The organism is Streptomyces sp. HSG2 (genome assembly GCF_016598575.1).
Classification (GTDB): domain Bacteria; phylum Actinomycetota; class Actinomycetes; order Streptomycetales; family Streptomycetaceae; genus Streptomyces.
The window spans coordinates 710199-735650 of sequence record NZ_CP066801.1 but is presented as its reverse complement, the minus strand read 5'-3'; the positions used below and the strand labels follow the sequence as shown (position 1 = coordinate 735650).

The window sequence follows — 25452 nt, the reverse complement described above, 5'->3', positions numbered from 1 at the left end:
GCCGCTCGGCCACTCCCCGGCGTTCCGCCCTTCCTCCACGCCGCCCACGCTGGCTCCTCTCGCCGTACCCGCACACCGAGCATGACGGGACGATCGCCTGTTCGCCCGTCGCGGGCGGCGGGTGGGTGTACCCCGTCCTCGGCGGGGAGTCGGCGCGTTCCGCCCCCCGGCGTACTGTCTCGACGGGGCGCCCGAGCGTCTCCGTCCTGTCACCCTCTACCCCGGTGCTCCCGGTCCCGCCGGCCGGGTCGCGGGGTCGTCCGCCCGGTCCGCCGGCCCGGGCGCGGCGCCGCGGGCGGCCGGGTTCCCGGGCCACCACGCGCGGGGGCCGATGTCGAGAACGAGCGCGGGCACCAGGAGCGAGCGGACGACGAGCGTGTCCAGCAGCACCCCGAAGGCCACGATGAAGGCCAACTGCACGAGGAAGGCCAGCGGGATCACCATCAGCGCGGCGAAGGTGGCGGCGAGCACCACCCCGGCAGACGTGATCACTCCGCCCGTCGTGGTCAACCCGCGCAGGACCCCCTCGCGATGGCCGTGGACGAGCGTCTCCTCCCGTACCCGGGACATGAGGAAGATGTTGTAGTCGACGCCGAGCGCGACGAGGAACACGAAGCCGTAGAGCGGGACCGAGGCGTCCGTGCCGCTGAAGCCCAGGAGCCCTTGGAAGACGAGCGCCGAGACCCCGATGGTGGCGAGGAAGTTGAGAGCCACCGTCGCGACCAGCAGCACGGGCACCAGCAGGGAGCGCAACAGCATCACGAGGATGACCAGGATGACGACGAGGACCACGGGAACGATCACCGCCCGGTCCCGGGCCGCGGTCCGCTGGGTGTCCGACTGCTGTGCCGTGTAGCCGCCGACCAGGGCGTCCGCGCCGGGAACGGCACCCACCTCGGCACGGAGTCGATCGATGGTCTCCTGGGCCGCCTCGCTGTCCGGGGCGGCCTGCAGAGTGGCGTCGATCCGCACCCGCCCGTCCACGACCAGGGGTTCCCCGGAACCCGGCGCGCCGCCGGCGGTGACGGCGGCGGCCGACGCCACCCCCGGGGTGTTCCGCGCGACGGAGGTCACCTCCTCGGCGCTGTCGGCCTCCGTGATGATCACGGCGGGGCTGCCGGATCCGCCGGGGAAGTGCTCGCCGAGGGTCTGTTGGGCGGCGACGGAGGGAGCGTCGTTCACGAAGATCTCGTCGAGGGGCACTCCCTTGGAGGACAGCGACGGCGAGAAGGCCGCGCAACAGGCCAGGACGAGCGCGGTCACCACCCAGGTGCGCCGGGGCCTGGCGCCGACCACGGTCGCCACCCGTCGCCACACGCGGTGGCCCTCCGCGGAGGCTCCCGAAACGGGCTTGGAGGGCCAGTAGGCGGCGCGCCCGAGCAGGGCGAGCATGGCGGGGAGGAAGGTGAGGGCGGAGAGCAGGGCGCAGGCGATGCCGATGGCGCCCACCGGCCCGAGAGCGCGGTTGTTGGTCAGGTCGCTGGCGAGAAGGGCCAGCAGACCGAGCGCGACCGTGGCAGCGCTGGCCGCGATGGCTCCGAAGGAACGACGAACCGCCGCGAGCGCGGCGGTGGCCCGATCGCCGCGGGCCGCCAGCTCCTCGCGGAAGCGGGCTGCCAGCAGCAGCGCGTAGTCGGTCGCGGCGCCGATGACGAGGATGGAGAGGATTCCCTGGACCTGACCGTCGACGCGGACCACGTCGCGGTCGGCCAGGAAGTAGACCACCGCGCCGGCGAGCCCGAGAGCGAAGATGGAGCCCAGGATGATCACGAAGGGGAGCAGGACGCTCCGGTAGACGAGCAGCAGAATCAGCAGGACCGCGCTCAGTGCCACGGTCAACAGCAGCCCGTCGATCCCGCTGAAAGCGTCGGACAGGTCGGCTCGGCTCGCGGCCGGTCCGGCGAGCTGGGCGGTGGTGCCCGGGACGGCGTCCGCAGCGTCGCGGACCTCGTCCAGCACCGTCGGCAGTTCCTCGCCCACGTCCGACGCCAGCGGCACCACGGCCTGGAGGGCTTCGCCGTCCTCGGAACGCACGGCGGGCGAGGGGCGGCCCGCGACGCCGCTCCGGCCGCTCAGCGAGGCGACGGCGGCGGTGGCCTCGGCCTGCTGCGCGCCGGTGACCTGGGCGCCCCCGGCCGTCCACACCACGATCACGGGCAGGGTCTCGGACCGCTCGAAGGCCTCACCCGCCCGTAGCGCCCGAGTGGACTCGGCGTTCTGCGGGAGGAACGAGGCCTGGTCGTCGGTGGCCACCTCGCCCAGCCGGCCCGCGTAGGGGCCGAGCGCCCCACCGACGCCCAGCCAGACGAGCGCCAGGGCCAGGGGTACGAACCACCGGGCCCAACGTGGTGCGGATCTCATCAGGAATCCCACTCCCCAGACAATTCGACAGTCAAGTATCTCGATCGTCGAGTGATCCTATACTGGCGGTATGACCGGTCCTGGACTGCCCCCCGCACCACTTCTCGCAGAGGACCCGACAGGGTTGCGGTCCTTCGCCGTTCTCCTGCGGGGGATCAACAGCGAGTTCAACCGGATCGCACAGGACTTCGCGCACTCCCAGGGCCTGCACCTGACGGACGTGCAGGCCCTGATAGCGATCCTGGATGCCGATGCCGATGCCGATGCCGATGCCGATGCCGATGCCGAAGGGGGGAGCGGGCCCATGACTCCCGGCCGCCTCGGTCGTCGCCTCGGCCTGACCTCCGGCGCGGTCACCGCCTGCCTGGACCGCCTGGAGCGGGCGGGCCATGTCCGGCGAGTCCGGGCGCGCGACGACCGTCGCGTCGTGCACCTGCACTACGCGACGGCCGGGCGGCGGCTCGCCAGGGACTACTTCATGCCGATGGCCCGGAGTACGGACGCGGTACGGGAGCGCTTCGCGCCCGAGGAACTGGAGGTCGTCGTCCGCTTCCTCGCGGAGCTGAACGGCGAACTCGGGCGGCTGGGGCGAAGCTCGGCCTAGAGTCGTGCCGCCGAGGCCGCGCGTGTGTGAAAAGGCTTAACGGCGGGCCGAGTTGGATACGACTACTGCGGAACCGCCGTCGTGGCGGCGAGTCGGGCCGGCCTGTCGTGGGGGTACTTCGTGAAGCACGCGCCGTTGTACCTGCGGCCTCGCGTGGAACCGCCGCTGGCCGCGCTGCTGGCGGACGCGCCTTTCCTCCACGCGCTCTGCGACGCGCTCGGTTCACCGCTGAACGTGTTGATCCCCGAAGTCGTGGCCCGCAACGCCGAGCGCTTCGGGTCGGTCCTCCGCCGGCACCGGCTCGCCGGCCGGGTGTACTTCGCCCACAAGGCGAACCGGTCGAGTGCCCTCCTCCGCAGACTCGCCGGGTGCGACCCGACCGCCGTGGGTGTCGACACGGCCTCGCTCGGTGAGCTGAGGCATGCCTTGAGCTGCGGCTTCTCCGGCGAACGGCTGTTGGTCACCGGACCGAAGGACCACGACCTGCTGTGGCTGGCCGCCCGGGTGGGGGCGACGGTCAGCCTCGACTCCCCCGGCGAGGCGGAGGCGCTCGCCGGACTCGTCCGCGACCACGGGATGGGCAGGGTGGACGTGTTGGCCCGCCTCTCGGGATTCGAGCCGGACGGAGGCTCGGGCGGCTCTCGGGTCCTGTCGCGGAGAAGCCGCTTCGGCACCCCGGTCGGCGAGGCCGAGGCGCTGTGGCAGACGCTGGAACGGCACGACGACGCGGTCGAGTTGACCGGCGTCGCCTATCACCTCGACACCACCGGACTCGCGGAGAAGGCCCGCGCCCTGGAGCGGTGCGTGGAGCTGCTCGAGGCGTGCAGGGCCAGGGGATTCCGGCCGCGTGCCGTCGACATCGGTGGAGGGTTCGGCACCCGCTATCTCGCCGAGGCCGAGGAGTGGGAGACCTGGACCACGGCCCTGAGCGAGGCCGTGCTCGGCCGGAGATCGCCGCTCACCTGGCGGGGGCACGGCTACGGACTGCGCAACGAGGGGGGCACCGTACGCGGCACGGCGGCGCTCTACCCGGCACACCGCTCCCTGGCCGGAGCCGACTACCTGGACGCCCTGCTGTCCCGGCCCGGACCCGATCTCGAACGCCCTCCGGCCACGTCGTTGCTGGAGCATCTGAACGATCTCTACGTCGAGCCGGGCCGGGCGCTCGTCGATCAGTGCGGGCTGTCCCTCGCCCGAGTCCTGGAGGTGCGGCCGACGGAGGACGCCCGGCACCTGGTCCGGCTCGGCATGAACGCGGGGGATGTGAGCCTGGAGGAACACGGCGTCCTGGTGGACCCGGTGCTCGTGCCCCGCCCCGGCGCCGAGGCGGCGTCGCGCCCGGAGCGATCTCACGCGGCCGTCCACCTGCTGGGCAACCTCTGTCTGGAAGCCGACCTGATCACCCGTCGACTGGTCCACCTGCCCCGGCTCCCGCGCGTCGGCGACCTGCTCGCCTTCGCCAACACCGCGGGCTACGCGATGGACTTCCACGCCCACCGCGCCCAGCGACAGCCGCTCGCCCGCACGGTGGCGGTCACGGACACGGGGGGCGACCGCCGCTGGTGCCTCGACGAGGACTACTGGCCCCCCGCGCCCCCGAAGGGAGGGACCTCTTGAGGTTCAACAGCATCACCGAGGCCATCGGCAACACGCCTCTCGTGCGCATCGACCCGGCCGTGCACGGGCTGAACCACATCGATCTCTACGCCAAGCTGGAGATGCTCAATCCCTTCGGGTCGGTCAAGGACCGGCCCGCCTGGCACATGGCCCGGCCGTTTCTGGAAGACCCCTCCGGGGGCAACGACACGGTCGTGGAACTGTCCAGCGGCAACACGGCCAAGGCCTTGGCGCTGCTCGCCGGGATGCACGGACGCCGCTTCCGAAGCGTCACCAACCGGATGCGGGTCCCGGAGATCAAGGAACTGCTCCTTCTCCTCGGTGCGGAGATCGAGGAACTCCCGGGGCGCAGCGAGTGCCTGGACCCGACCGACACCGACGATCCGCTGACCCGCTTCCACCAGGCGCTCGCGGAGCCCGGGAGCGCCTACCGGCACACCGACCAGTACTTCAACCCGCGCAACGTGGAGGCCCACGCGACCGGTACGGGACCGGAGATCGTCAAGGACCTGGAGGGTCGGGTCCCGGACTGGTTCGTGGCCTGCGTGGGCACGTCCGGATCGTCGACCGGGGTCGCGCGGGCCCTGCGCGAGCACGACGCGCGCGTTCGGGTGCTCGGACTGGTGGCGGACAAGACCGACTTCATCCCCGGCATCCGCACCATCGACGAGGTGCACCAGGTCGGCCTGTTCGACCCGGCGACGTACGACGCCATCGCCTCGGTGACCTCGCGGGAGGCCATCGACGGCATGGTCACTCTCATCCGCCGCTGCGGGCTGCTGTCCGGCCCGACGGGCGGCGCGGCCTACCAGGGGGCCCTCCGACACCTCGCCTCGGCCGACGCCGAACTCCACGGCACGGGGCGCCGCGAGACGGCGGTCTTCATCGTCTGCGATCGCGCCGAGAGCTATCTCGGCTACGTACGACGGCGCCGCCCAGAACTCCTGGGGCGAACCAGGCGAGGCCATTCCGCCGCCGCCCTGACCGAGGACGAGGTCCGGGAGGGCGCTCGCGCCGTCGACGTCCAGGAGGCGCGGAGCTGGATGGCCGGAGGAGAGCCCCGCCCACTCGTGGTGGACCTGCGCGGACCGCACGCCTACGCGGCCCGGCACATCCCCGGGTCGTTGAACATCGTCGACGAGCTGTTCGACGAGATGGTGTTCTCGGGGCTGCCGTTCAGCAAGGGCACGCCCGTGTTGCTGGCCTGTCCGGTGGGGGAGAAGTCCCTGCGGTACGCGGCGCTGCTCACCCGGATGGGGCACCCCGACGCCCGCAGCCTGGCCGGCGGCGTCGTCGCCTGGCGGGACGCCGGGGCGCCGCTGGTGAGGGAGTGACCCGGTGGGACGGGACCCGGTCGACGCACAGGCGGCCACGGATACCTGGGGCGGAGCGGTGCGGGAGCAGTTCCCGATCGTCACCGCCCATCCGGAGTTGGCCTACCTGGACAGCGCGGCCACGTCGCAGAAGCCGGAGGCCGTCCTGGAGGCGGTCCGCGCCTACCTGACCAACTGCAACGCCAACGCGGGTCGCGGCACCTACCCTTGGGCCAACCGCACCACCGAACTGATCGCCCGAACCCGCGACCGGGTCAAGGAGTTCCTCGGCGACTCCGAACCCGACCGTTCGGAGGTGCACTTCACCAGCGGCACCACGGAGGGTCTCCGGCTCGTCGCCCGGGACTGGCTCACGGACCACCTCGCCGACGGTGACGAGATCCTCGTCCCCTTCGGTGACCACCGCGCCAACCTGGAACCCTGGATCGAGGCGCGGCGGCTGCTCGCCGAGCGCGGCGTGCGCGTCCGGCTCCGCGCACTGCCCTGCCAGGCCGTGTCCGGCGACTACGACCACCGCGCGGTCGCCTCCGCGGTCGGTCCACGCACCCGCTTCGTCGCCGCCACCCACGTCCACCACGTCTACGGTGGCGACATGAACGTCCACCGGCTGCGCGACGCGGTCGGCCCCGAGGTGCCCATCTGCCTCGACGCCGCTCAGAGTGTCGGGCACCTTCCCTTCCGGGTGGACGATCCCGCCCTCGACGTCGACTTCGTGGTCTTCTCCGGGCACAAGATGTTCGCGCTGCCCGGAACCGGCGCGGTCTGGGCCCGCAACACGCGAGGCGCGGCGCTGCGGCCCACCGGCTGGGCGGGGACCCCGAACACCGTGGGCATCGTGTCGTTGCTCGCCGCCCTGGACTGGCTGGACGGCCTCGACGTCGGTCGGATCCGTGCGCACGTCGGACGGCTCACCACGCGCCTGACGGACCGACTGCGCCGGCTGGACGCCTACGAGGTGCTGGGGTGTCCCGAGAGCCTGCCCGCCGACTCGCCGTTGCCGCCGCCGCAACGCAGGCACGGCATCGTCACCTTCCGTCACCGAGACATCCCCGCCGACGACCTGGGCTTCATCCTGTTCGGCCACGGCCTCATGGTCCGCGCCGACAACCTGTGCCAGGCGGGTGCCGACACCAGGGAGGGATCGGTACGGGTGAGTCTGCACGTGTACAACACCGACGACGAGATCGATCGGTTGCTGAACGTTCTCGACGAGTTGAACTAAGCAGCTCTTGATAACCGTTTCCACCTGTAGATTGCCCGTGGCGCGGCGGGCGAGTGGGACGGAAGAGGAGCGCGACCGGATGGGCGTGAGCATGGAGTCGGCCAAGGCGTGGGTGGAACGCTGGGAACGGCAGCAGCGGCGGTACGCCGTCGACCGCGAGGAGCGGTTCACCGTGATCGCCGACCTCGTGGAGCACCTGTGCGCCGGTCGCACCCGACCGCTCCTGCTGGACCTCGGGTGCGGCCCGGGCTCCCTGGCCGCCAGACTCGCCCGGCGGATGCCGCACGCGGAGATCGTCGCCGTCGACTCCGACCCCGTCCTGCTGGAGCTGGGGCGCACCCACCACGCCGACGCCGCCCGGTACGTGCGCACGGTCATCGGCGAGGCCGGTTGGACCGACGCCCTGGAACTGCGGCGCGCCCCGGACGTCGCCGTCTCGACGACCGCGCTCCACTGCCTTCCCGTCGGCGCCCTGAGCGAGACCTACCGGGCGCTGGGCGTCCTCCTCCCGGCGGGTGGAGCGCTGGTCAACGGCGATCACTTCCCGCCCGACGCGGGCTCCTGCGGTGACCTCACCGCCCACGTGGGGCGTCGGAGGGCGGAACGCGCGGGCGGGCACCCGGAGGAGGACTGGCTCTCGTGGTGGCGCGCCGCCTCGGCCGACCCGGAACTGGCCGACCTGTTCGAGCGGCGCGACCGGGGCGGCGCCCCCTCCGGGGGCGGCGACGGCAGCGGTCACCTTCCGCTGTGCCGCCACTCCGACCTGCTGACGGAGGCGGGTTTCGGAGAACTGACACCGGTGTGGCAGGTGGGTGACAGCCGGGTGGTGGTGGCACGCAGACTCTGACACCCGGCGTCTCGTGGCCCACACATGACGCGGCCCCGCCCGCGGTCGCCCGTCGAGCGGGGCGCCGTCCTCGGCCCCGGACGCCCGCTCGACGGGGCGCCCCGGCGGCGTCAGTGGTCGTCCCAGTGCCCCTCGTGCTCGGCGTGGCGGTGGCCGTCGTGCACGTAGTCGGTGTGGTCGCCGTGCGGGACGGCCACGTGACCGCAGCCCTGTCCGTGACGGTGATCGTGCGCCGGGTGCGTGGAGTGGTCCGGGTGCACGCACTCGTCCACGTGGTCGCCGTGCGTCCGGTGGACGTGGCCGTCGTGCACGTAGTCGGTGTGGTCGCCGTGCGGGACCGCCACGTGACCGCAGCCCTGGGCGTGTCGGTGGGGGTGATCGTGGTGGGGCTGGTGCGCCGTCTCGGTGGTCATCGGGTGCTCTCCTTCGTGCTGCCCCGGCCCGCGGGGCCTGACACCTCTCCGGGTACCCCGTACCACGTGCATCGTACGACCGAGCGCCGGAGCCCGCCCGCCGGTGACACCTCGCGCGCCCTGGCGCGCCTCGACCCGCGCCGGAGCGACGCTGGACGAGGCGCGTGTGCCGTACCGGGCCGGACGGTGCCGTGGCTGCGACCACCGTCCGGCCCGGAGCCTCAGTGCCCCGGCACGGCCGCGAGGGGGTCGGCCTCGTGCGCGCAGTCCTCGTCGAAGCCGTAGGTGCCCCATGCGGGGAAGGGGTCCCGCGTCGGGAGCCTCTCGCCCTGCCGTACGAGACAGTCGGTCAGGGCCGCGCCGAGCGGTTCGGCCTCCAGGCGGGTCCCGATGAAGACGAGTTCCTGAGCGTGCGGGCTGTCGGCGTCACGCGCGGAGGAGGGCTCGAAGCGCGCCACCGATCCGGCCTGGGACCACAGTCCCGTCACACGGGGTCGACTGGCCAGGGTGAAGAACCCCTTGGACCTGAGCACCTGTCCGTAGGCGCCGCTGTCCAGCCCCTCGGTCACGAACGTCCACAGTCGCTCGGGGTGGAAGGGCGTCGCCGAGCGGAAGACGGTCGAGGAGATGCCGTACTCCTCGGTCTCGGGGACGTGGTCGCCGTTGAGTTCCCGCACCCACCCCGGGGCCTGCTGTGCCCGCTCCAGGTCGAAGCGACCGGTGCCCAGGACCTCGCGGACCGGAACGCGGCCCCGCACGGACGACACCACGTGGGCGGCGGGGTTGAGTCGGGTGAGAGCGGCCCGCAGTCGGTCGGCCGACGCGGCGTCGACCAGGTCGAGCTTGTTGACGACGATGACGTCGGCGAACTCGACCTGGTCCATCAGCAGGTCGCTGACCGTGCGTTCGTCGCCCTCGTACTGGTCCAGGCCGCGCGCGATCAACTCGTCCCCGCCGGCCAACTCCGGCAGGAACCCGGCGGCGTCCACGACCGTGACCATCGTGTCCAGTCGGGCCAGGTCGCCCAGGGTGGCACCGTCGTCGCGAGCGAACGCGAAGGTCGCGGCCACCGGCATCGGTTCGGAGATGCCGGAGGACTCGATGAGCAGGTAGTCGAAGCGCCCCTCCCGTGCCAGCCGGTCCACCTCCTCCAGCAGGTCGTCGCGCAGGGTGCAGCAGATGCACCCGTTGGTCATCTCGACCAGACGCTCCTCGGTTCGCGACAGCGCCGCCTCGCCGCCGCGCACCAGCGCGGCGTCGATGTTCACCTCGCTCATGTCGTTGACGATGACCGCGACGCGCAGGCCCTCTCGGTTGCCGAGGACGTGGTTGAGCAGGGTGGTCTTGCCGGCGCCGAGGAAGCCCGACAGGACCGTGACGGGCAGCGGCGACGAGGGCGGGGCGTGGTTCACGCGGCTCGGCCCTCCGGGCGAAGCAGGCCACGCTCGTAGGCCTTGGCCAGCCGCTGGGGCACCCGGTAGGGCACGCCGTCCACCGTGATGGTGACCAGCTGGGGCGGGGTTGCCTTCCACCGCGCACGACGGTGACGGGTGTTGCTGCGCGACATCTTGCGCTTGGGAACGGCCACGGGATCCTCCGGGGTCTGCGAACGGGACGCCCGAACGATACATGAAAACGGATGTCGTTTCATGTTGGGTGGGCGGTGTTCTCGTCCCGGGAGTCGTCGACGGGCGGGCGGCCGTCCGGGCCGGTGTCGCGTCGCGGGGTCCGATCGTTTCGGTACGCCACGCCTCGACCTTCCCGGTCCGTCACGTTCGGTTACGGTGGTGCACGGCTCGGAGGCCGCGGCCGAGGCGGGGCCCGCTCGCGGACTCCTCGCCGGAGGGGGTTAACAACTGTTGCGTGACACATCAGTGAATCTCATCCTTTCTCAGCCGCTATCTTGATCGTGTGAAGCTTTCCGAGTGGGCGGCACGCAATGGCGTGCACTACCAGACCGCGTGGGTGTGGGCGAAAGAGGGCCGTATGCCGGTCCCGGTCCGCCAGACGCCATCCGGTACATGGCTGGTCGACGAGCCCACCCCGGAGGCTTCCGGACGGGTCGTGGCGTACTGCCGGGTGTCCTCGGCGGACCGGAAAGCGGACCTTGACCGGCAGGTGGCCCGCGTGGTCCAAGCGGCCACGGGGCTGGGCCTGCCGGTCGCTGAAGTCGTGACCGAGGTCGGTTCGGGGCTGAACGGGCGGCGGCGCGAGCTGCGCCGGGTGCTGTCCGACCCCCGGGCCGCGGTGATCGTGGTCGAGCACCGCGACCGGCTTGCCCGGTTCGGTGTCGAGCACCTCGAAGCGGTCCTGTCGGCGTCCGGGCGGCGTCTGGTCGTCCTCGACCCCACCGAGACCGCCGATGACCTCGTAGGGGACATCACCGAAGTCCTCACGTCGATGTGCGCCCGCCTGTACGGGCGGCGGGCGGCGAGGAACCGGGCCGCTCGCGCGGTGGCCGTGGCGACCGGCGAGGACGCCGAATGAAGAAGTTCCAGCCGCGGCCCGGGTTCGTGGTGCGGGCGTTCCGGTTCGCCCTGGACCCGAACGCCACCCAGGAGGCCGCGCTGCGTTCGCACTGCGGTGCCGCGCGGGCCGCGTACAACAGGGCTGTGGGCTGGGTGACGGCGTCGTGGTGGCAGCGCCGTGCGGAGGAGACCTACGGGATCCCCGAGGAGTCGCCGACCGAGTGGCGGCCGTGGTCGCTTCCGTCGCTGCGGAAGGCGTTCAACGAGGCCAAGCACACCGACCCCAGGTTCGCCGCCTGGTGGGAGGAGAACTCCAAGGAGGCGTACTCCACCGGCCTGGCGAACGCGTCGGCCGCGTTCGGCAACTACGCGAAGTCGAAGAACGGCAAGCGGAAGGGCGCCCGGATGGGCGTCCCCCGGTTCAAGTCGAAGCACAAGGCGCGTCTTTCCTGCCGGTTCACCACGGGCACCATCCGTGTGGACGCCGACGGCCGGCACGTCACCCTCCCCCGGCTCGGCACGCTGCGCACCCACGAGCCGATGGTGAAGCTCCTCGGCCGCGTCCAGGCCGGGACAGCCCGGATCCTGTCCGCGACCGTGCGGCACGAGCGCGGACGCTGGTTCGCCTCCCTCCAGGTCGAGGTCAAGCGTGACATCGTGCGCGTGGCTCGCCCGGATGCGGCAGTCGGCATCGATCTCGGTGTGAAGACCCTCGCCGTGTTGGCCGACAGCACCGGCCAGATCCGCACCGTCGCGAACCCGGGCCACTACGACGCCGCCCGCGCGCAGCTGCGCCGCGCCTCCCGGACCGTGTCCAGGCGGCAGGGCCCCGACCGGCGCACCGGGCAGAGGCCGTCCCGCCGCTGGGAGAAGGCCAACGCGGCCCGCAACCGCGTGCATCACCGGGTGGCGAACCTCCGCGAGGACGCCCTGCACAAGCTCACCACGGCCGTGGCCGCCGAGTACGGCACCGTCGTGGTCGAGGACCTCAACGTCGCCGGGATGCTCCGCAACCGGCGTCTGGCCCGCCGCATCGCCGATGCCGGGTTCGGGGAGATCCGCCGCCGGCTCACCTACAAGACCCGTCAGCGCCACGCCACCCGCATGATCGTGGCGGACCGCTGGTACCCCTCCTCGAAGACCTGTTCCGGGTGCGGCGGAGTGAAAGCCAAGCTGCCGCTGCACGTGCGGACCTTCGAATGCGACGCCTGCCACCTGGTCGTCGACCGGGACGACAACGCCGCGCTCAACCTCGCCGCCCTCGCGGCGGCCTGCGTGACTGGTACCGGAGTGGCCGCAGACCAGGACACCCCCAAGCGGGTGTCGAAGCCTCGTGGAGCCGACCGTGAGACCCGCGCCACCCGCCCCCGCCGCGAGGCGGAGGCGGGCAGGGGCGGGTGGCGCAACCCTGCCGCACCAGCGGCAGAGGGAAACGAGAGACCGTACTCAAGCCGAAGCCCTCACGCTCTGGTGATGTGACGGACCTTCCGGGACGAAATGCCCGAAATGCTGAGAGCCGCCGAGGCTCTGAGCAACGGCGGTGGGAGCATGGAGCATGGAAGCCAAGGGCGAGCCGATGATCGGTCCGGGGAGATGTTGAGAGAGGTCTCCGCGACCCGCTACGTCGAACCGCTGCACTCCGGGGGCTCCGTCCCCGGCGTCGTCGAGGCTGACGACCTGGGCACCTACGTCGTGAAGTTCACGGGCTCCGCGCAGGGGCGCAGGGCGTTGGCGGCCGAGGTGATCGTGGGGGAGCTGGCGCGCGCCCTCGGGCTTCGCTTCCCGGAGCTGGTGCTGGTGCGCTTCGACCCCGTGATCGCGGAGGGGGAGCCGCACGAGGAGGTCCGACGCCTGCACCGGGCCAGCTCCGGCGTGAACCTGGGGATGGACTTCCTGCCGGGGGCCGGGGACTTCACGCCCGACCTCGCGGAGGGCTTCCCCGTCGATCCGCTCTCCGCGGGGCGGATCGTCTGGTTCGACGCCCTGACGGCCAACGTGGATCGCACGGTGCACAGTCCGAACCTCCTGGTCTGGCCGATGCGCGGGATCGTCCGACCGCGCCTGTGGCTGATCGACCACGGAGCCGCCCTCGTCTTCCACCATCGCTGGGAGGACGCCGACCCGCTGAGGGCGTACGACCTGAGGCACCATGCCCTGGGACGCTACGGCCCCGACGTGCGGGCCGCCGACGCCGAACTGGCCCCCCTGGTCACCCGCGAACTGCTGAGCCGGGTGACGGCCGCCGTCCCCGACGGGTGGTTGGCGACCGACTCCGGCCCGGCGACCCCGGACGAGGTCCGCCGCGCCTACGTGGACCACCTGCACGCGCGCGTCCTCGGATCCGCGCACTGGCTCCCCGGCGGCTTCCCCACCAGTGAAGAGCGCGTGGCGGAGGAGAAGCGTCGCGCGGCCCGCTCGCGACGGGAGCGCCCGCACTGGCTCGAACACGTGCCGGTCACGGGTGGGGGGCCGGAGCGGATGTCGGACGGGGTGGAGCGCCGGCGCTGACCGCCGCGGCGGGCCGGTCCGGCCTCGCCGCCGGAGGACGCGGGGGCGGGGCGGCCGTCGTCCTCCCTCGCGGAGGTTGTCCCGACATACGGACGATAGAACGCCTGGACTTCCTGCCGTTCCCGCGCGAGGCTACGCTCACGGTGTGTCGAAACCGGACGTGGACCCGACGGCGCGGCTCGACCTCGGTGTGGATCGAGGCAGTCCGGTGCCGCTGTACTTCCAACTGGCGCAGCGGCTGGAGACGGCGATCGGGCGGGGCGAGCTGACCCCGGGCACCCTGCTGGGAAACGAGATCGCCCTGGCGGCACGGCTCGGCCTGTCCCGCCCCACCGTGCGGCAGGCCATCCAGTCCCTGGTGGACAAGGGGCTGCTGGTGCGTCGCCGGGGAGTCGGTACCCAGGTGGTGCACGCGCGGGCCGGACGGTCGCCCGAGCTGAACGGACTCTACGACGAGCTGACGGCGGCCGGTCGCGACCCGACCACCACGGTCCTGGTCAGTGCCCTGGTCCCGGCGAGCGAGGAGGTGGCCGCCGCCCTCGGGCTGGCCGCGGGCAGCGAGGTCCACCGGCTGGAGCGGATGCGCATGGCCGACGGCGAGCCCCTGGCCTACCTCCGCAACCACCTGCCGACCGGCCTCGTCGATCTGGACACCCGTCGATTGGAGAGCACCGGACTGTACCGGCTCCTGAGGGACGCCGGGATCACGCCGCACCGTGCTCACCAGTCGATCGGCGCGCGAGCCGCCACCGAGGCGGAGGCTCGGCGGCTCGGCGAGAGCGAGGGCGCCCCGCTGCTCACGATGCGGCGCACCACCTACGACGTCACGGGGCGACCGGTCGAGTCGGGCGCGCACGCCTACAGGCCGTCCCGGCACTCCTTCGACTTCCAGGTGCTGGCGCGAATCTGAACGGGATCGCCACCGGGGCGGAGGTGCGTTCTCGCCGGACACCTCGGGCATCTATGTCCGGACAAATGCCCGGCGTCGTCGCACCGACTGTCCGTGTGCCGCTCCCATGACGGAGAATGGGGCGTTTGCGGCGGTGCTCGCCGCGGCGGTTCAGGCGCCACCGGTCGCCGGGACGGCCCCCGGAGGCGACCTCGGACGCCCGCCCGCGCCGGTCGCGTGGCGGGTGCGCCCGACCCGCGCGGGAGCACTGATCATCACCGGTCGACCGGTCACACAAGGAGGACACGGGCTCGTGGCACGTTTTCGGACCTGGCGGGGCGTCGCGCTGGCAGGCGCGCTGTCCCTCACCGCCCTCACGGCGGCGGGTTGCAGCAGTACGGGCGGCAAGCGTGCGGAGGAGGCCCGCGAGGCGGCGGTGGCCGAGGGGAGGGCCGCGGTCGACACGCCGCGCTGGACCTTCGCCATGGTCACGCACTCCGGCGACGGCGACACCTTCTGGGACATCGTGCAGAACGGTGCCGAGCAGGCCGCGGTCAAGGACAACATCAACTTCCTGTACTCCCACGACGCCGAGGCCCAGCAGCAGGCTCAGCTGGTGGACGCGGCCGTGGACAAGGGGGTGGACGGCATCATCGTCTCGCTCGCCAAGCCCGACGCCCTGAAGTCGGCGCTCGCCCGGGCCGCCGAGGCGGACATCCCGGTGATCACCGTCAACTCCGGATCGGCCGTGTCGGCGGAGCTGGGCGCCCTCACCCATATCGGTCAGGACGAGACGATCGCCGGGGAGGCCGTCGGGGAGGAGCTGAACCGACGAGGTCACGAGCGCGCACTGTGCGTGCTGCACGAGCAGGGCAACGTGGGGCACGAGCAGCGCTGCGACGGTGTCGAGGACCGCTTCGACGGCGAGGTCGAGCGGCTCTACGTGAAGGGCACCAACATGCCGGACGTGCAGTCCGCCCTGGAGGCCGAGCTCCAGGCCGACCAGGCCGTGGACGCCGTCGTCACGCTCGGCGCCCCGTACGCCGACACCGCCGTCATCGCCAAGGAGAGCACGGGCAGCGACGCGGAGATCGACACCTTCGATCTGAACGCCAAGGTCGTCGACGGACTGGCGAGCGGCTCTCTGGGGTTCGCCGTCGACCAACAGCCCTATCTCCAGGGCTATCAGGCCGTCGACCTGCTCTGGCTGTACAAGTACAACGCGGACGTCCTCGGCGGTGGTCGCCCCGTCCTGACGGGTCCTCAGATCATCACCGGGGACGACGCCGACGCCCTCGCCGACTACACGAGGCGGGGCACACGATGACCGCGAGGAGCGAGGCCGCCGGTGGAGCCCCGGCGTCCACCGGACCGGACCTGCCCGCGCCGGCCACCGACCCGGTCGCGATCCACGACGAAAGGGTTCTGCCCATCTCCCTGGCGCGACGACTGCTCGGACGTCCGGAACTCGGCTCCGTCGTCGGAGCCGTGGCCGTCTTCCTGTTCTTCGCGGTCGTCGCCGACGGGTTCCTCCGCGCCGCCAGCCTCGGCACCGTGCTCTACGCCGCCTCGACGATCGGGATCATGGCCGTGCCGGTCGCCTTGCTGATGATCGGCGGCGAGTTCGACCTGTCCGCCGGGGTCCTGGTCACCTCGGCGGCTTTGGTCTCCTCGATGTTCAGCTACCAGATGACCGCCAACGTCTGGGTCGGCGTGGGCGTCTCGCTGCTCGTCACCCTGGCGATCGGAGCGTTCAACGGAACGCTGTTGAGCCGCACCCGCCTGCCCAGCTTCATCATCACGCTGGGTACCTTCCTGATGCTGACCGGGCTGAACCTCGGTTTCACCAAGCTGATCGGCGGAACCGTCTCCACCAAGAGCATCGCCGACATGGAGGGGTTCCCCAGCGCCCGAGCCGTCTTCGCCTCGACGCTCACCGTCGGCGGGGTCGGGATCAAGGTCACCGTGCTGTGGTGGCTCGCGCTGGTCGTCATCGCCAGTTGGATCCTGCTGCGCACCCGCGCCGGAAACTGGATCTTCGCGGTGGGCGGCGACAAGGAGGCGGCCCGCGCGGTCGGCGTGCCGGTCGCCCGCACGAAGACCGGCCTCTACATGGGGGTGGGGGTCGGCGCCTGGCTCTCCGGGCAGCACCTGCTCTTCTCGTACGACGTCGTCCAGTCCGGCGAGGGGGTCGGCAACGAGCTGATCTACATCATCGCCGCCGTCATCGGGGGATGCCTGATCACCGGTGGTCACGGCAGCGCGGTCGGCGCGGCCGTCGGCGCGCTCATCTTCGGTGTGACCAGCAAGGGCATCGTCTTCGCGGAGTGGAACCCCGAATGGTTCACCTTCTTCCTCGGAGCGATGCTGCTCCTCGCGACCCTGCTCAACGCCTGGGTCCGCAAGCGCGCGGAGGCGACGACATGACCGATGGCCCGATCACCGACCGGACGATGTCGGACGTCGAGGACTCCAACGCCGAGACGGAACCCGCACTGGTGTCGTTGTGCGGCGTGGGCAAGCGCTTCGGGGGTGTCCGCGCCCTGGAGGACGTCTCGCTGGAGGTACGCGCCGGCGAGATCACCTGCGTCCTCGGCGACAACGGCGCGGGCAAGTCCACCCTCATCAAGATCATCGCCGGGTTTCATCAGCACGACTCGGGCACGCTGACGATCGAGGGCGTCGAGTCCCGGCCGGCCTCCCCCAGGGAGGCCTTGGACCTCGGCATCGCCACCGTCTACCAGGATCTCGCCGTCGTCCCCCTGATGCCTGTCTGGCGGAACTTCTTCCTGGGCTCCGAACCCCGCAAGGGGGTCGGCCCGTTCCGGCGCCTGGACGTCGACTTCATGCGGCGCACCACGCGTGCCCAGCTCCTGCGCCTGGGCATCGACCTGCGCGATGTGGATCAACCCATCGGCACGCTCTCCGGGGGCGAGCGTCAGTGCGTGGCCATCGCCCGTGCGGTGTATTTCGGTGCCAAGGTGTTGATCCTGGACGAGCCCACCGCGGCCCTCGGCGTGAAACAGTCCGGGATGGTGCTGAAGTACGTGGCGGCGGCTCGGGACGAGGGCCTGGGCGTGGTGTTGATCACGCACAACCCGCACCACGCCCATCTGGTCGGAGACCGCTTCGTGCTGCTCAGGCGCGGCACGACGGTGGGTAGCCACGCCGCGGACGCCATCACGTTGGAGGAGTTGACTCGCGAGATGGCCGGCGGAAGCGACCTGGACGACCTGCGCCACGAACTCCGCCGACACGAGGGCCGAGCCGCCGTGTCGCCGCCCCGCTGAACCATCCTGGCCCGGTGGGCGAGGCTGGGGGCCGGCCCGTTTCGGCACCCGCGGGGTCTCCCCGTGTTGGGGCCGGCGGCGAGCCGGTCCCGGGGGTCCCTACTCGGGTGGGCGCGTCGCCGGCTCTTTGCCGTGGACACCCTCGTGCCGGATTACCTCCGAAGGGCGCCGGCGCCCCGGTTCCCTCGCGGGGCGGGCGCACGGCCCCACCTGTTTCGGCAACCGCCGGCCCGGTGCGGCACAATCGCACCCGATGAGCACCTACCGCGACCTCACCGCCCCCATCGGCTCGCGTCGGGCCACGGTCCTGAGAACCGTGGGGACCCGAGAGCGCCGGTCCCACCTGACCGCGCCCCGCGTCCCGACGGTCGGCATCGACATCGGCGGCACCAAGGTCATGGCCGGCGTCGTCGACGCCGACGGGAACATCCTGGAACGAGTCCGCACGGAAACCCCGGACAAGTCCAAGAGCGCCAAGGTGGTCGAGGACATCATCGTCGAGCTGGTGCTGGACCTCTCCGATCGGCACGACGTGCACGCCGTGGGCATCGGGGCGGCCGGTTGGGTGGACGCCGACCGCAGTCGGGTGCTGTTCGCGCCCCACCTCTCCTGGCGCAACGAGCCCCTCCGGGACCGTGTCTCCGGACGCCTGTCCGTACCCGTCCTGGTCGACAACGACGCCAATGCCGCCGCCTGGGCCGAGTGGCGCTTCGGCGCGGGGCGCGGCGAGGAACACCTCGTCATGATCACCCTGGGAACGGGCATCGGAGGCGCCATCCTCCAGGACGGCCAGGTCAAGCGTGGCAAGTACGGCGTCGCCGGGGAGTTCGGTCACATGCAGGTGGTGCCCGGAGGGCACCGTTGCCCCTGTGGGAACCGGGGCTGTTGGGAGCAGTACAGCTCCGGGAACGCCCTGGTCCGGGAGGCGCGAGAGCTGGCCGCAGCGGAGTCACCGGTCGCCTACGGTGTCGTCGAGCACGTCGACGGACACGTCTCCGACATCACCGGTCCGATGATCACCGAGCTGGCCCGTGAGGGGGACGCCATGTGCGTGGAACTCCTCCAGGACATCGGCCAGTGGCTCGGCGTCGGGATCGCCAACCTGGCGGCGGCCCTCGACCCGTCCTGTTTCGTGATCGGAGGCGGGGTCAGCGCGGCGGGCGACCTGCTGATCGTCCCCGCCCGAGACGCCTTCAAGCGGAACCTCACCGGACGCGGCTACCGCCCCGAGGCGAGGGTCGTGCGGGCACAGTTGGGCCCCGACGCGGGCATGGTCGGCGCCGCCGACCTCGCCCGACTCGTGGCCCGCCGCTTCCGCAGAGCCAAGCGGCGCCGGGTGGAACGCTACGAGCGGTACGAACGCTACGCAGAGGCGCGCCGTTCGGCCCGGGAGGCCTTGTGAACCCGTCTGCTTCCCCGCCTGCCGATCATCCCCGACCGGTGGAGGACCGGCGCCACGTCATCCGCCGGAGGGCCCTGACCCTCCTCACGATCGTCCTGTTGATCGGCATCCCTGCCGGCTATCTCGTGATCTCCGCAGCGCAGAGCCGAGACAGCGGCCGGGACAAGGCACGGAAGTACTCCGCCACCGGGATGACCGAAGGCTGGCCGTCCAAACTGCAACGGCGTCTCTACCAGGTGCCGTTGCCCCACCCGGCGGAGAGGGTCTCCTACTACGAGACCAACAACTGGAAGACCAGCCGTCTCTACGTGCGCTTCGAGACGAGCGAGATCGGCCTCGACGCCTTCCTGGCGAGCATCGGCGCGGAACGCCGCGACCTGAGACCCGACGATGTCCCGGTCAGCGACCGTGCCCAGCGCGTCACCGGCTGGGACTTCGAGGAGACCGGCTCCTGGTGGGGTCTCTCCGACACGCGAGAGGACCCCGCCCCGAGTCGCGACGTGGTCGTGGACTTGGCCGTCGCGGGCCGACCCATGGTGTACGTGGTCTCCCGCACGACGCCCTGACCCGGCCCGGGACGCCCGGAGCGGCGCCGACCGGAGCGGCGCCGACCGGAGGCGTGGGCGCCGGTGAGCTGCCGAGCGCGTCGGCAGCCCCGGCCGGTGGCTTCTCGGGTGCCAAGATCATCGTTCGGGGGACGGAGCCGGACCCGAGACCCCCGAACTCCCGAACACCTCGAAGCGCTGAACACCACGCGCTCCGCGCAAGTCCGCCACACCATCGACCGGAAGGTCACCGAGGACGCTCTTCCTCACCGTCCCTGGCCGATTCGGGGTCGGTGAACGCCACTGTCCGAAGGATGCTCGACAGCGCGCGGTAGAACTCCGGCCAGTGGTCCAGGGAGGCCGTGTCCAGAGTGAAGACAGCGACGAAGGGGTCGGCGGGGAACGGGATGTGGACCTGCACTTGACCGGTGACGAGCTTCGTCGGTTCGCCGCTCGCGGAGACCTCCGCGCCGACCGTGTGCTCGCGCATGCTGATACAGGAAACCGCCGGGCCGCAAGGGAGGTCGAGCCAGATCGCGTCATTCAGGGGGTCGCTGGACAGCGTCGCGAGAATCCCCTGGGCGACGGCATCGCCGTCCACCGCGGTCGACTGCTCCGTGGCCACCACGGCGACGGTGAGGGCACACTGAGCGACTCCCTTGGAGGTCTCGCCTCGGGTGGTCCCTGGCCCGGGCGATGATGCGCCGTCGTCGGCGGCGGTGGAGAACAGGCCCACGGCCGCGTAGGAGACCCCCGTGTCCTGGAGGAGACCGGCCAAGTTCGCGTAGTGAAGAGCGGCCGGGGCCCAGATTTCCTCACTGCCTCGTGAGTAGAGATCCCGAACGAAGGCCCGGGAGCGTTCGCCGCGCTCTTCGGGCGACGCTCCCAAGGGGAGTGAGTGGAAGCCCTCCGGGGTGAGGAACCAGAGAGGGGGGACGCTTCCGTCGCCGGGGTTGGCGTGGAGGCTGATCGTCGGGTTGGTGGCAGGGCTCATGGGAGGCGAAAGCCGATCCGGTCGGTGGTGGGTCAGGTCAGGAAGTCGTCGGGGTGGTACTCCCGGGACGGGAGCTCTCTCCCGGAGGCGTCCATGAGGGTGTTGAGACCTCCGTGGCCGAAGGACCCATTGATTCTGCTCGGTGCGATGGCTTCGATGCGGTAGCAGCCACAGGGATTGAGTTTGACCAGTGGTGCTTGGGCGTCGGGGCCCTGGGATTTGGCGAAGTCTTCGGCGGTGCGTCTTTGCTCTGGTGTGAGAGCGGTCAGTGGGATGAAATCGAGGGGTTCGATCAGGTAGCGGGTCAGCCGCTCGCGTACGCGGCTGCTGACCCTGCACCATGAGCCGTCCGTGAATAGGATTTTCGCATCGCCTCCGGCTCTGAAGTCGCGCAGTTCGACTTTCTCGATGGCGGATCGGGGTGTCTGCCAGAGAACCTCGTCGTCGATCAGCTTGTCCTGGCCTTTGACGTGTGGGAAGCCGACGATCAGTAGGCGGCGGTCGGTGATGACGGCGTGTGTGCGGTATTTTTTCTCTTTGCAGCGGCCGGGATCCATTTGCCAAGGTAGGGTACGCGCGAGGGTGTTGGGTGCGGCCCACATGACAGGGAAGTCGTCGACCTCGTCGGCGGGGTCTTTGGGTACCTTCGAGCCTCTGCTGGAGAAGTTGGGCATCGCATCATTGGCGTGGGAACTGACCCATCCTGCGAGTAGTAGGCCTGTGGTGATGGCGAAGAATCTCGCGGTGTTGCGGGCGATGATTCCGCCTTTGGAGCGGGCGGTGAACGTTGGCCCTTCAGGCCAATCCAGTTCTTCCTGAATGTCTTTGCGGTCTATATCACGGAACCAGCGCATATTCTTAACCGGGGTGGCGATTCCAGTGGCGAAGACTACGTGGGCCCGAGCGATGAGTGTCTCGTCCGCTTCGGGGAGCCAGATGCCCATTTCGTTCGAATCCTTTTCGCTGTAGATCGGGTCTGCTCAATGCGAAGGTGGGCCTGAGTTCTTCCTCATGCTCGCCTGTCTACAATGTGCTGGACGATCTTGGGTGCGATTTTCATGCCTCCGTCTAGGGTGCGCCCGCCAATACTGAAGGGGTCGATCTGTATGCCCGGGACGATGTTCGCCCCTTTGGTTCCGATGAACTGGCCCGAGTAGTAGCCCGAGACGGCGATTCCTCCCATGCGGGACATCAAGGGGCTGCTTGGATTCGCTACTCGGAATACCTCTTCGGATCGGCCTCCAATTTTCACCAGGCCAGGTTTTCCGAATCCGCCGATAATTCTGGTGGACTCGTCTCCGAGAGACACTGTAATTCGAGCTCCGTCGCTGATCCTGCTTGTCGTGAATCCCTTGCCCAGTCTGCTCGCTGCGGTTTCCGCTCTGGCCAAGCCGACGACCTTGGCACCCTTGCCGAATAGTCCGATGCCTGGTAGCAGGCCCAGGGCGTCGAGTCCGAGGGTGGTCCAGCTGACGTCCGCTCCGTTCGCCTTCGCCAGGCCGTGTGCTCCGAGGGTGAGGCCTGCCCCGATGAGGGTCGCGGTGGCGAAGACGGCTGCCAATGGGGGGAAGGGGAGGGTGACGATGGTGAGAAAGGCCAGTCCGGCGGTGATGTTGCCGAGGACGTCGCCGATCTCTTTGAACTGGTCGGCGTGTTCTCGCAGCCAGTCGCCGGCCGATTCCCAGGTGTTCGCGATGCCTTCGCCGAGTGATTCCCAGAACCCGGGCTCGTTCGGGGCGAGGTCGGCGGCTTGGTTCAGTTCCCTGCCGATGTGGCGGGCCGCGCTGTGGTATCGGTTCTCCAGGTCGCGGACGTCTCCGGTGACCGATCGTACGGTGGGGGCGTCCGGGTCGATCTCGACGCCGCCGGAGCTGCCGGTCTCGGATTTCGCCTCGCGTCTTAGTTCGAACGCTTGTCGGGCCGCTTGGTTGAGTCGGTCGGCTTCGTCCTGGAAGCCCTGGAGTTGGAAGGACCATCGGCGCAGCGCGAGCGCGGCCTTCTGGAAGGACTCATGGCTCTTTCGTACGAGGGGGATCAAGTCGTTCGCGACGTGGCCCGTGAACGCGGTCGCGTTCTCCCCCTTCCAGTTGCCGCACTCGACTCGCTCCAACTCGGCGATGGCTCTTTCGAGTTCGGCGGCGAGGAGGTCGAGCTTCCTGGAGAGTTCCCTGGTGCCTTCCACATCTCCGGGGGTGGGATCCCAGCCGATGTGCTCGAGAGAAGATCGACCGGGCATGCTACCGATTCTCCGTCTTCCGCGATCGGAGGGTCTGGGCGAGTTCGAAGTCGAGTCCGTCGAACGCCTTCTCGATCATGTTGATCATTTTTACGGCCTCCTGGGTGTGCTTGCCCAACTGCCTGACCCCGTGGCTCCATTCATCGGAGAACTCCTGCACCTCTTCGATGAGTCGGACCTCGCCGGCGACCGAAGCCTCTGTTCCCCTCAGGCTTCGGCGTACGTCCTCCATTCGGTCGCTGATCCTGGAGAACGTTCCCCTCAGGTCGTGGAACACCGTTTCATCGAGGTGCAGATCACTCAACTTGTGCCTCTCTGGGTCGATCGAGGAGGGGCCTTCCACCACGTCGCCCCTGGTCGCTCTCCGGCCGGGGGAGGGCCCCGCGAGGAGTCGGCGCCGCCGAGGTCGCGGGCGGATGCGCCGGAGGCGACGTGTGCCGAGCGGGATACGGGCCAAGTGCCCCTGCCTGGATGGAGGATGGCGGTTGACACCCTACAGCGGGCACTTCCGATCGTGACCGGATCGGCGATGGCGTGGCGTTTGGCGAGGTGGCCCCTCTCCGTCGCGCGTGCCGGCCGTGAGGTGGAGAACGGAGGTTCGTGGTCGCCGCTCGCGCCCTTCACGCGTTCGCGTTTCGATCCGGGCCCCCCAGGGAGGGGTAGTGGCGCGCTTCTTCCGAACGGCCCCCTCTCGGTGGCTGAGCGGCGCCGAACGGGGTATCACCCCGGCAACCCCCGTGGCGGGGCCCGTTCTCGGGGTGGCCGCGTCGGCCGCCCACGACCACGAAGGGCAGGGAGAGATGACCGACACGTCAACACCGAACGACCTGGAACCCGTGGCGACCTTCTGTGGCAACTGCAACTGCGGTTGTCCCGAGTTGTTCGTCGACCCCGCGGCACCCTCCGACCGGCGGATTGTCCTCACGGACGACTTCGGGCAGCGGGTGCAGATGAGCGCGGACCAGTTCACGAACCTCGTCGATGACGCCAAGGCCGGCAAACTCGACGAGGCGACGAGGGCCTGAGGTGCCGTCGCGTCCGCTCGCCGGGCGCGGTCGGGGCCGGTGGGTCAGGACCGGCGTCCGTCGGACGGGACCGTCCCACGGCTCCTGGCGGCGGGCGGACGCCTCCGGTGGGTCGACCCGACCTCACGGCGACCGGCGATGACGGGCGCCAGTGGCGGACCGTCACGGCGGCACCGGCGACGCGGTCCGCTCGGCGGGCGAAGGTCGCTCACCGGGCGCTAGGTTGGGGGCGAGCGTCTGAGAACCGGTGAGAGATGAGAGGCCTGACGGGTGAGTGAGACATCACCGAGTCCCCTGCAATACCGCTGTGACGGACCGGAGGAGGCCCCGGTCCTGATCCTCGGTCCCTCGCTGGGTACCACCTGGCACATGTGGGACCGTCAGGTGCCCGAGCTGGCGCGGCAGTGGCGGGTCGTCCGCTTCGACCTGCCGGGCCACGGCGGAGCTCCGGGTCGGCCCGCCGACACCGTCGGGGATCTCACCAACCGGCTGCTCGCCACTCTCGACGAGTTGGGCGTCCGTCGTTTCGGCTACGCCGGGTGCGCCCTCGGTGGTGCCATCGGTGTGGAGTTGGCCCTCCGCCACCCCGAGCGGCTCGCCTCTCTGGCCCTGATCGCCGCCTCTCCTCGGTTCGGCACACCCGACGAGTTCCGACAGCGCGGTGTGGTCGTGCGGACCAACGGCCTCGACCCCATCGCCCGGACGGCTCCCGACCGTTGGTTCACCGGGGGTTTCGCGGCGGCCCAGCCCGCCATCACCGAGTGGGCGGTGCAGATGGTGCGCACAACCGACCCGGTGTGTTATGTGGCCGCCTGCGAGGCGCTCGCGGCCTTCGACGTACGGGCCGAGCTGGGTCGCGTGCGCGTTCCGACGCTCGTCCTGGTGGGGTCCGAGGATCAGGTCACCGGGCCGGCCGAGGCCCGCACCCTGGTGGCGGGCATCCCGGACGCGCGCCTGGCCGTCGTTCCCGGAGCCTCCCATCTGGTGCCCGTCGAACAGCCGGCGGCCGTGACCGACCTGCTCCTGCGGCACTTCTCCAGTGCCTGGCAGGCCGGCCACGCCGCCGCGCCGGGACACGGCGGGCGTCCGCCCGCGCATGCCGAGCCCGCCCCGTCCGAGACGCCCCCGACCCCGGAGTCGGCTCCCGCGTCGGCCCCGGTCGTCACGGCGGGTTCCGCGCCTCCGGTACCCGGCACCCCGCCGGAGCCTTCGGCCGACGAGAGCCCGACTCCGCCCGGCGCTCGGCCGCCGGTGGGAGCGGAGCGACCCGCCGTGCCCCCCCAGGCTCGGGCCGATCCGCAGGACGCGGGTCTCCGGGAGGGCCGCGAGACGCCCGGGGACACACGCGCGAATCGGGAGCCGGCCGACGAGGACGGGTTCTCCGCGGACTTCCGGGAACTCCTCACCCGTTACCCGTGGGGAGAGGTGTTGGACCGGCCCGGCCTGGACCGGCGCGCACGCATCTGTGTGACCCTGACCGCCCTGGCCGCCGGGGGGTACCTGGAGGACCTCGCCACCCACACACGCGCGGCGCTCCGGAGCGGGTTCACACCCGAGGAGATCAGGGAGATCGTCCTTCAGACGGCGGTCTACTGCGGGGTGCCGGTCGCACACCGCGCGTTTCGGGTCGCCCAGCGGGCCGTGGAGGAGGCGGCGGCGGGAGACTGACCGCCCGCCGGGAGCTGTCGTACCCGCCG

General features: G+C 70.8%; 24 protein-coding genes. 16 read left to right on the top strand and 8 right to left on the bottom strand.

Going from position 1 to position 25452, the window contains the following annotated elements:
• Positions 1–216: 216 nt before the first annotated feature.
• Positions 217–2361, bottom strand: coding sequence for an MMPL family transporter (locus JEK78_RS02755; protein ID WP_200262503.1), 2145 nt, complete (start codon positions 2359–2361; stop codon positions 217–219).
• A 70-nt stretch (positions 2362–2431) separates the two neighbouring features.
• Here JEK78_RS02755 and JEK78_RS02750 point away from each other — a divergent pair, with 70 nt between their 5' ends.
• From JEK78_RS02750 to JEK78_RS02730, 5 genes are all read left to right on the top strand, one after another.
• Positions 2432–2965: a MarR family winged helix-turn-helix transcriptional regulator gene (locus JEK78_RS02750; protein WP_200262502.1), complete on the top strand. Its 534-nt coding sequence runs from the start codon at positions 2432–2434 to the stop codon at positions 2963–2965.
• A gap of 153 nt (positions 2966–3118) precedes the next feature.
• The gene (locus JEK78_RS02745; protein WP_200263959.1) at positions 3119–4582 is read left to right on the top strand and encodes an alanine racemase; all 1464 of its coding nucleotides are present in this window, start codon (positions 3119–3121) and stop codon (positions 4580–4582) included.
• Positions 4579–5916 (top strand): pyridoxal-phosphate dependent enzyme, encoded by a 1338-nt coding sequence (locus JEK78_RS02740; protein ID WP_200262501.1) that lies wholly within the window; start codon positions 4579–4581, stop codon positions 5914–5916. The genes JEK78_RS02745 and JEK78_RS02740 overlap by 4 nt, the downstream gene beginning before the upstream one ends.
• A gap of 4 nt (positions 5917–5920) precedes the next feature.
• Entirely contained in the window at positions 5921–7138 is a 1218-nt protein-coding gene (locus tag JEK78_RS02735) for an aminotransferase class V-fold PLP-dependent enzyme (RefSeq protein ID WP_200262500.1), read from the top strand.
• A gap of 79 nt (positions 7139–7217) precedes the next feature.
• Positions 7218–7985, top strand: a complete 768-nt coding sequence (locus tag JEK78_RS02730) for a class I SAM-dependent methyltransferase (RefSeq protein ID WP_200262499.1) — start codon at positions 7218–7220, stop codon at positions 7983–7985.
• A 110-nt stretch (positions 7986–8095) separates the two neighbouring features.
• Here JEK78_RS02730 and JEK78_RS02725 read toward each other — a convergent pair whose 3' ends face one another.
• The 3 genes from JEK78_RS02725 to rpmF form a co-directional block, all read right to left on the bottom strand.
• A complete protein-coding gene (locus tag JEK78_RS02725) occupies positions 8096–8398 on the bottom strand; it encodes a hypothetical protein (protein WP_200262498.1) in 303 nt (100 codons plus the stop codon).
• A gap of 221 nt (positions 8399–8619) precedes the next feature.
• The gene (locus JEK78_RS02720) at positions 8620–9810 is read right to left on the bottom strand and encodes a GTP-binding protein (protein WP_200262497.1); all 1191 of its coding nucleotides are present in this window, start codon (positions 9808–9810) and stop codon (positions 8620–8622) included.
• Complete coding sequence (rpmF, locus tag JEK78_RS02715; protein WP_200262496.1) at positions 9807–9986, bottom strand: 50S ribosomal protein L32; 180 nt, start codon at positions 9984–9986, stop codon at positions 9807–9809. Before rpmF ends, JEK78_RS02720 begins: the two co-directional genes overlap by 4 nt.
• A gap of 323 nt (positions 9987–10309) precedes the next feature.
• Between rpmF and JEK78_RS02710 the strand changes: the two genes are divergently transcribed.
• The 9 genes from JEK78_RS02710 (at position 10310) to JEK78_RS02670 (ending at position 19521) form a co-directional block, all read left to right on the top strand.
• Positions 10310–10885: an IS607 family transposase gene (locus tag JEK78_RS02710; RefSeq protein ID WP_200262495.1), complete on the top strand. Its 576-nt coding sequence runs from the start codon at positions 10310–10312 to the stop codon at positions 10883–10885.
• Positions 10882–12345 carry an IS607 family element RNA-guided endonuclease TnpB gene (tnpB, locus tag JEK78_RS02705; protein ID WP_242483240.1) on the top strand — a complete coding sequence of 488 codons (1464 nt, stop codon included), beginning with the start codon at positions 10882–10884 and terminating at the stop codon, positions 12343–12345. The genes JEK78_RS02710 and tnpB overlap by 4 nt, the downstream gene beginning before the upstream one ends.
• Positions 12346–12459: 114 nt before the next feature.
• Positions 12460–13374, top strand: coding sequence for a HipA family kinase (locus JEK78_RS02700; protein WP_200263958.1), 915 nt, complete (start codon positions 12460–12462; stop codon positions 13372–13374).
• Positions 13375–13534: 160 nt separating this feature from the next.
• A complete protein-coding gene (locus JEK78_RS02695) occupies positions 13535–14284 on the top strand; it encodes a GntR family transcriptional regulator (protein ID WP_200263957.1) in 750 nt (249 codons plus the stop codon).
• 292 nt (positions 14285–14576) lie between these two features.
• The gene (locus JEK78_RS02690; RefSeq protein WP_200262494.1) at positions 14577–15590 is read left to right on the top strand and encodes a sugar ABC transporter substrate-binding protein; all 1014 of its coding nucleotides are present in this window, start codon (positions 14577–14579) and stop codon (positions 15588–15590) included.
• Entirely contained in the window at positions 15587–16690 is a 1104-nt protein-coding gene (locus tag JEK78_RS02685) for an ABC transporter permease (protein ID WP_200262493.1), read from the top strand. Before JEK78_RS02690 ends, JEK78_RS02685 begins: the two co-directional genes overlap by 4 nt.
• Before the next feature lie 26 nt (positions 16691–16716).
• A complete protein-coding gene (locus JEK78_RS02680) occupies positions 16717–17553 on the top strand; it encodes an ATP-binding cassette domain-containing protein (protein WP_200263956.1) in 837 nt (278 codons plus the stop codon).
• 253 nt (positions 17554–17806) lie between these two features.
• The gene (locus JEK78_RS02675) at positions 17807–18955 is read left to right on the top strand and encodes an ROK family glucokinase (protein ID WP_200262492.1); all 1149 of its coding nucleotides are present in this window, start codon (positions 17807–17809) and stop codon (positions 18953–18955) included.
• 38 nt (positions 18956–18993) lie between these two features.
• A complete protein-coding gene (locus JEK78_RS02670; protein ID WP_242483239.1) occupies positions 18994–19521 on the top strand; it encodes a sugar kinase in 528 nt (175 codons plus the stop codon).
• A 226-nt stretch (positions 19522–19747) separates the two neighbouring features.
• On the opposite strand, the gene JEK78_RS02665 is transcribed toward JEK78_RS02670, so the two are convergent.
• The 4 genes from JEK78_RS02665 to JEK78_RS02650 form a co-directional block, all read right to left on the bottom strand.
• Positions 19748–20494, bottom strand: a complete 747-nt coding sequence (locus tag JEK78_RS02665) for a hypothetical protein (RefSeq protein WP_200262490.1) — start codon at positions 20492–20494, stop codon at positions 19748–19750.
• A gap of 32 nt (positions 20495–20526) precedes the next feature.
• Entirely contained in the window at positions 20527–21438 is a 912-nt protein-coding gene (locus JEK78_RS02660) for a hypothetical protein (protein ID WP_200262489.1), read from the bottom strand.
• 65 nt (positions 21439–21503) lie between these two features.
• Positions 21504–22730, bottom strand: coding sequence for an enoyl-CoA hydratase/isomerase family protein (locus JEK78_RS02655; RefSeq protein ID WP_200262488.1), 1227 nt, complete (start codon positions 22728–22730; stop codon positions 21504–21506).
• Position 22731: 1 nt separating this feature from the next.
• A complete protein-coding gene (locus JEK78_RS02650; RefSeq protein WP_200262487.1) occupies positions 22732–23034 on the bottom strand; it encodes a hypothetical protein in 303 nt (100 codons plus the stop codon).
• Between the two features lie 496 nt (positions 23035–23530).
• On the opposite strand from JEK78_RS02650, the gene JEK78_RS02645 reads away from it, so the two are divergent.
• Both JEK78_RS02645 and JEK78_RS02640 read left to right on the top strand, forming a co-directional pair.
• Positions 23531–23755 (top strand): hypothetical protein, encoded by a 225-nt coding sequence (locus JEK78_RS02645; RefSeq protein ID WP_200262486.1) that lies wholly within the window; start codon positions 23531–23533, stop codon positions 23753–23755.
• Between the two features lie 270 nt (positions 23756–24025).
• The gene (locus JEK78_RS02640) at positions 24026–25423 is read left to right on the top strand and encodes an alpha/beta fold hydrolase (protein WP_200262485.1); all 1398 of its coding nucleotides are present in this window, start codon (positions 24026–24028) and stop codon (positions 25421–25423) included.
• Positions 25424–25452: the final 29 nt, after the last annotated feature.

Excerpts from the sequence above, each read along its gene's own strand:
- JEK78_RS02665 (WP_200262490.1), bottom strand. The coding sequence starts at position 20,494 with ATGAGCCCTGCCACCAACCCGACGATCAGCCTCCACGCCAACCCCGGC.
- JEK78_RS02680 (WP_200263956.1), top strand. The coding sequence starts at position 16,717 with ATGTCGGACGTCGAGGACTCCAACGCCGAGACGGAACCCGCACTGGTG.
- JEK78_RS02750 (WP_200262502.1), top strand. The coding sequence starts at position 2,432 with ATGACCGGTCCTGGACTGCCCCCCGCACCACTTCTCGCAGAGGACCCG.
- JEK78_RS02660 (WP_200262489.1), bottom strand. The coding sequence starts at position 21,438 with ATGGGCATCTGGCTCCCCGAAGCGGACGAGACACTCATCGCTCGGGCC.
- JEK78_RS02725 (WP_200262498.1), bottom strand. The coding sequence starts at position 8,398 with ATGACCACCGAGACGGCGCACCAGCCCCACCACGATCACCCCCACCGA.
- JEK78_RS02675 (WP_200262492.1), top strand. The coding sequence starts at position 17,807 with ATGAGCACCTACCGCGACCTCACCGCCCCCATCGGCTCGCGTCGGGCC.
- JEK78_RS02700 (WP_200263958.1), top strand. The coding sequence starts at position 12,460 with ATGTTGAGAGAGGTCTCCGCGACCCGCTACGTCGAACCGCTGCACTCC.
- JEK78_RS02645 (WP_200262486.1), top strand. The coding sequence starts at position 23,531 with ATGACCGACACGTCAACACCGAACGACCTGGAACCCGTGGCGACCTTC.
- JEK78_RS02755 (WP_200262503.1), bottom strand. The coding sequence starts at position 2,361 with ATGAGATCCGCACCACGTTGGGCCCGGTGGTTCGTACCCCTGGCCCTG.
- JEK78_RS02730 (WP_200262499.1), top strand. The coding sequence starts at position 7,218 with ATGGGCGTGAGCATGGAGTCGGCCAAGGCGTGGGTGGAACGCTGGGAA.
- JEK78_RS02655 (WP_200262488.1), bottom strand. The coding sequence starts at position 22,730 with ATGCCCGGTCGATCTTCTCTCGAGCACATCGGCTGGGATCCCACCCCC.
- tnpB (WP_242483240.1), top strand. The coding sequence starts at position 10,882 with ATGAAGAAGTTCCAGCCGCGGCCCGGGTTCGTGGTGCGGGCGTTCCGG.
- JEK78_RS02685 (WP_200262493.1), top strand. The coding sequence starts at position 15,587 with ATGACCGCGAGGAGCGAGGCCGCCGGTGGAGCCCCGGCGTCCACCGGA.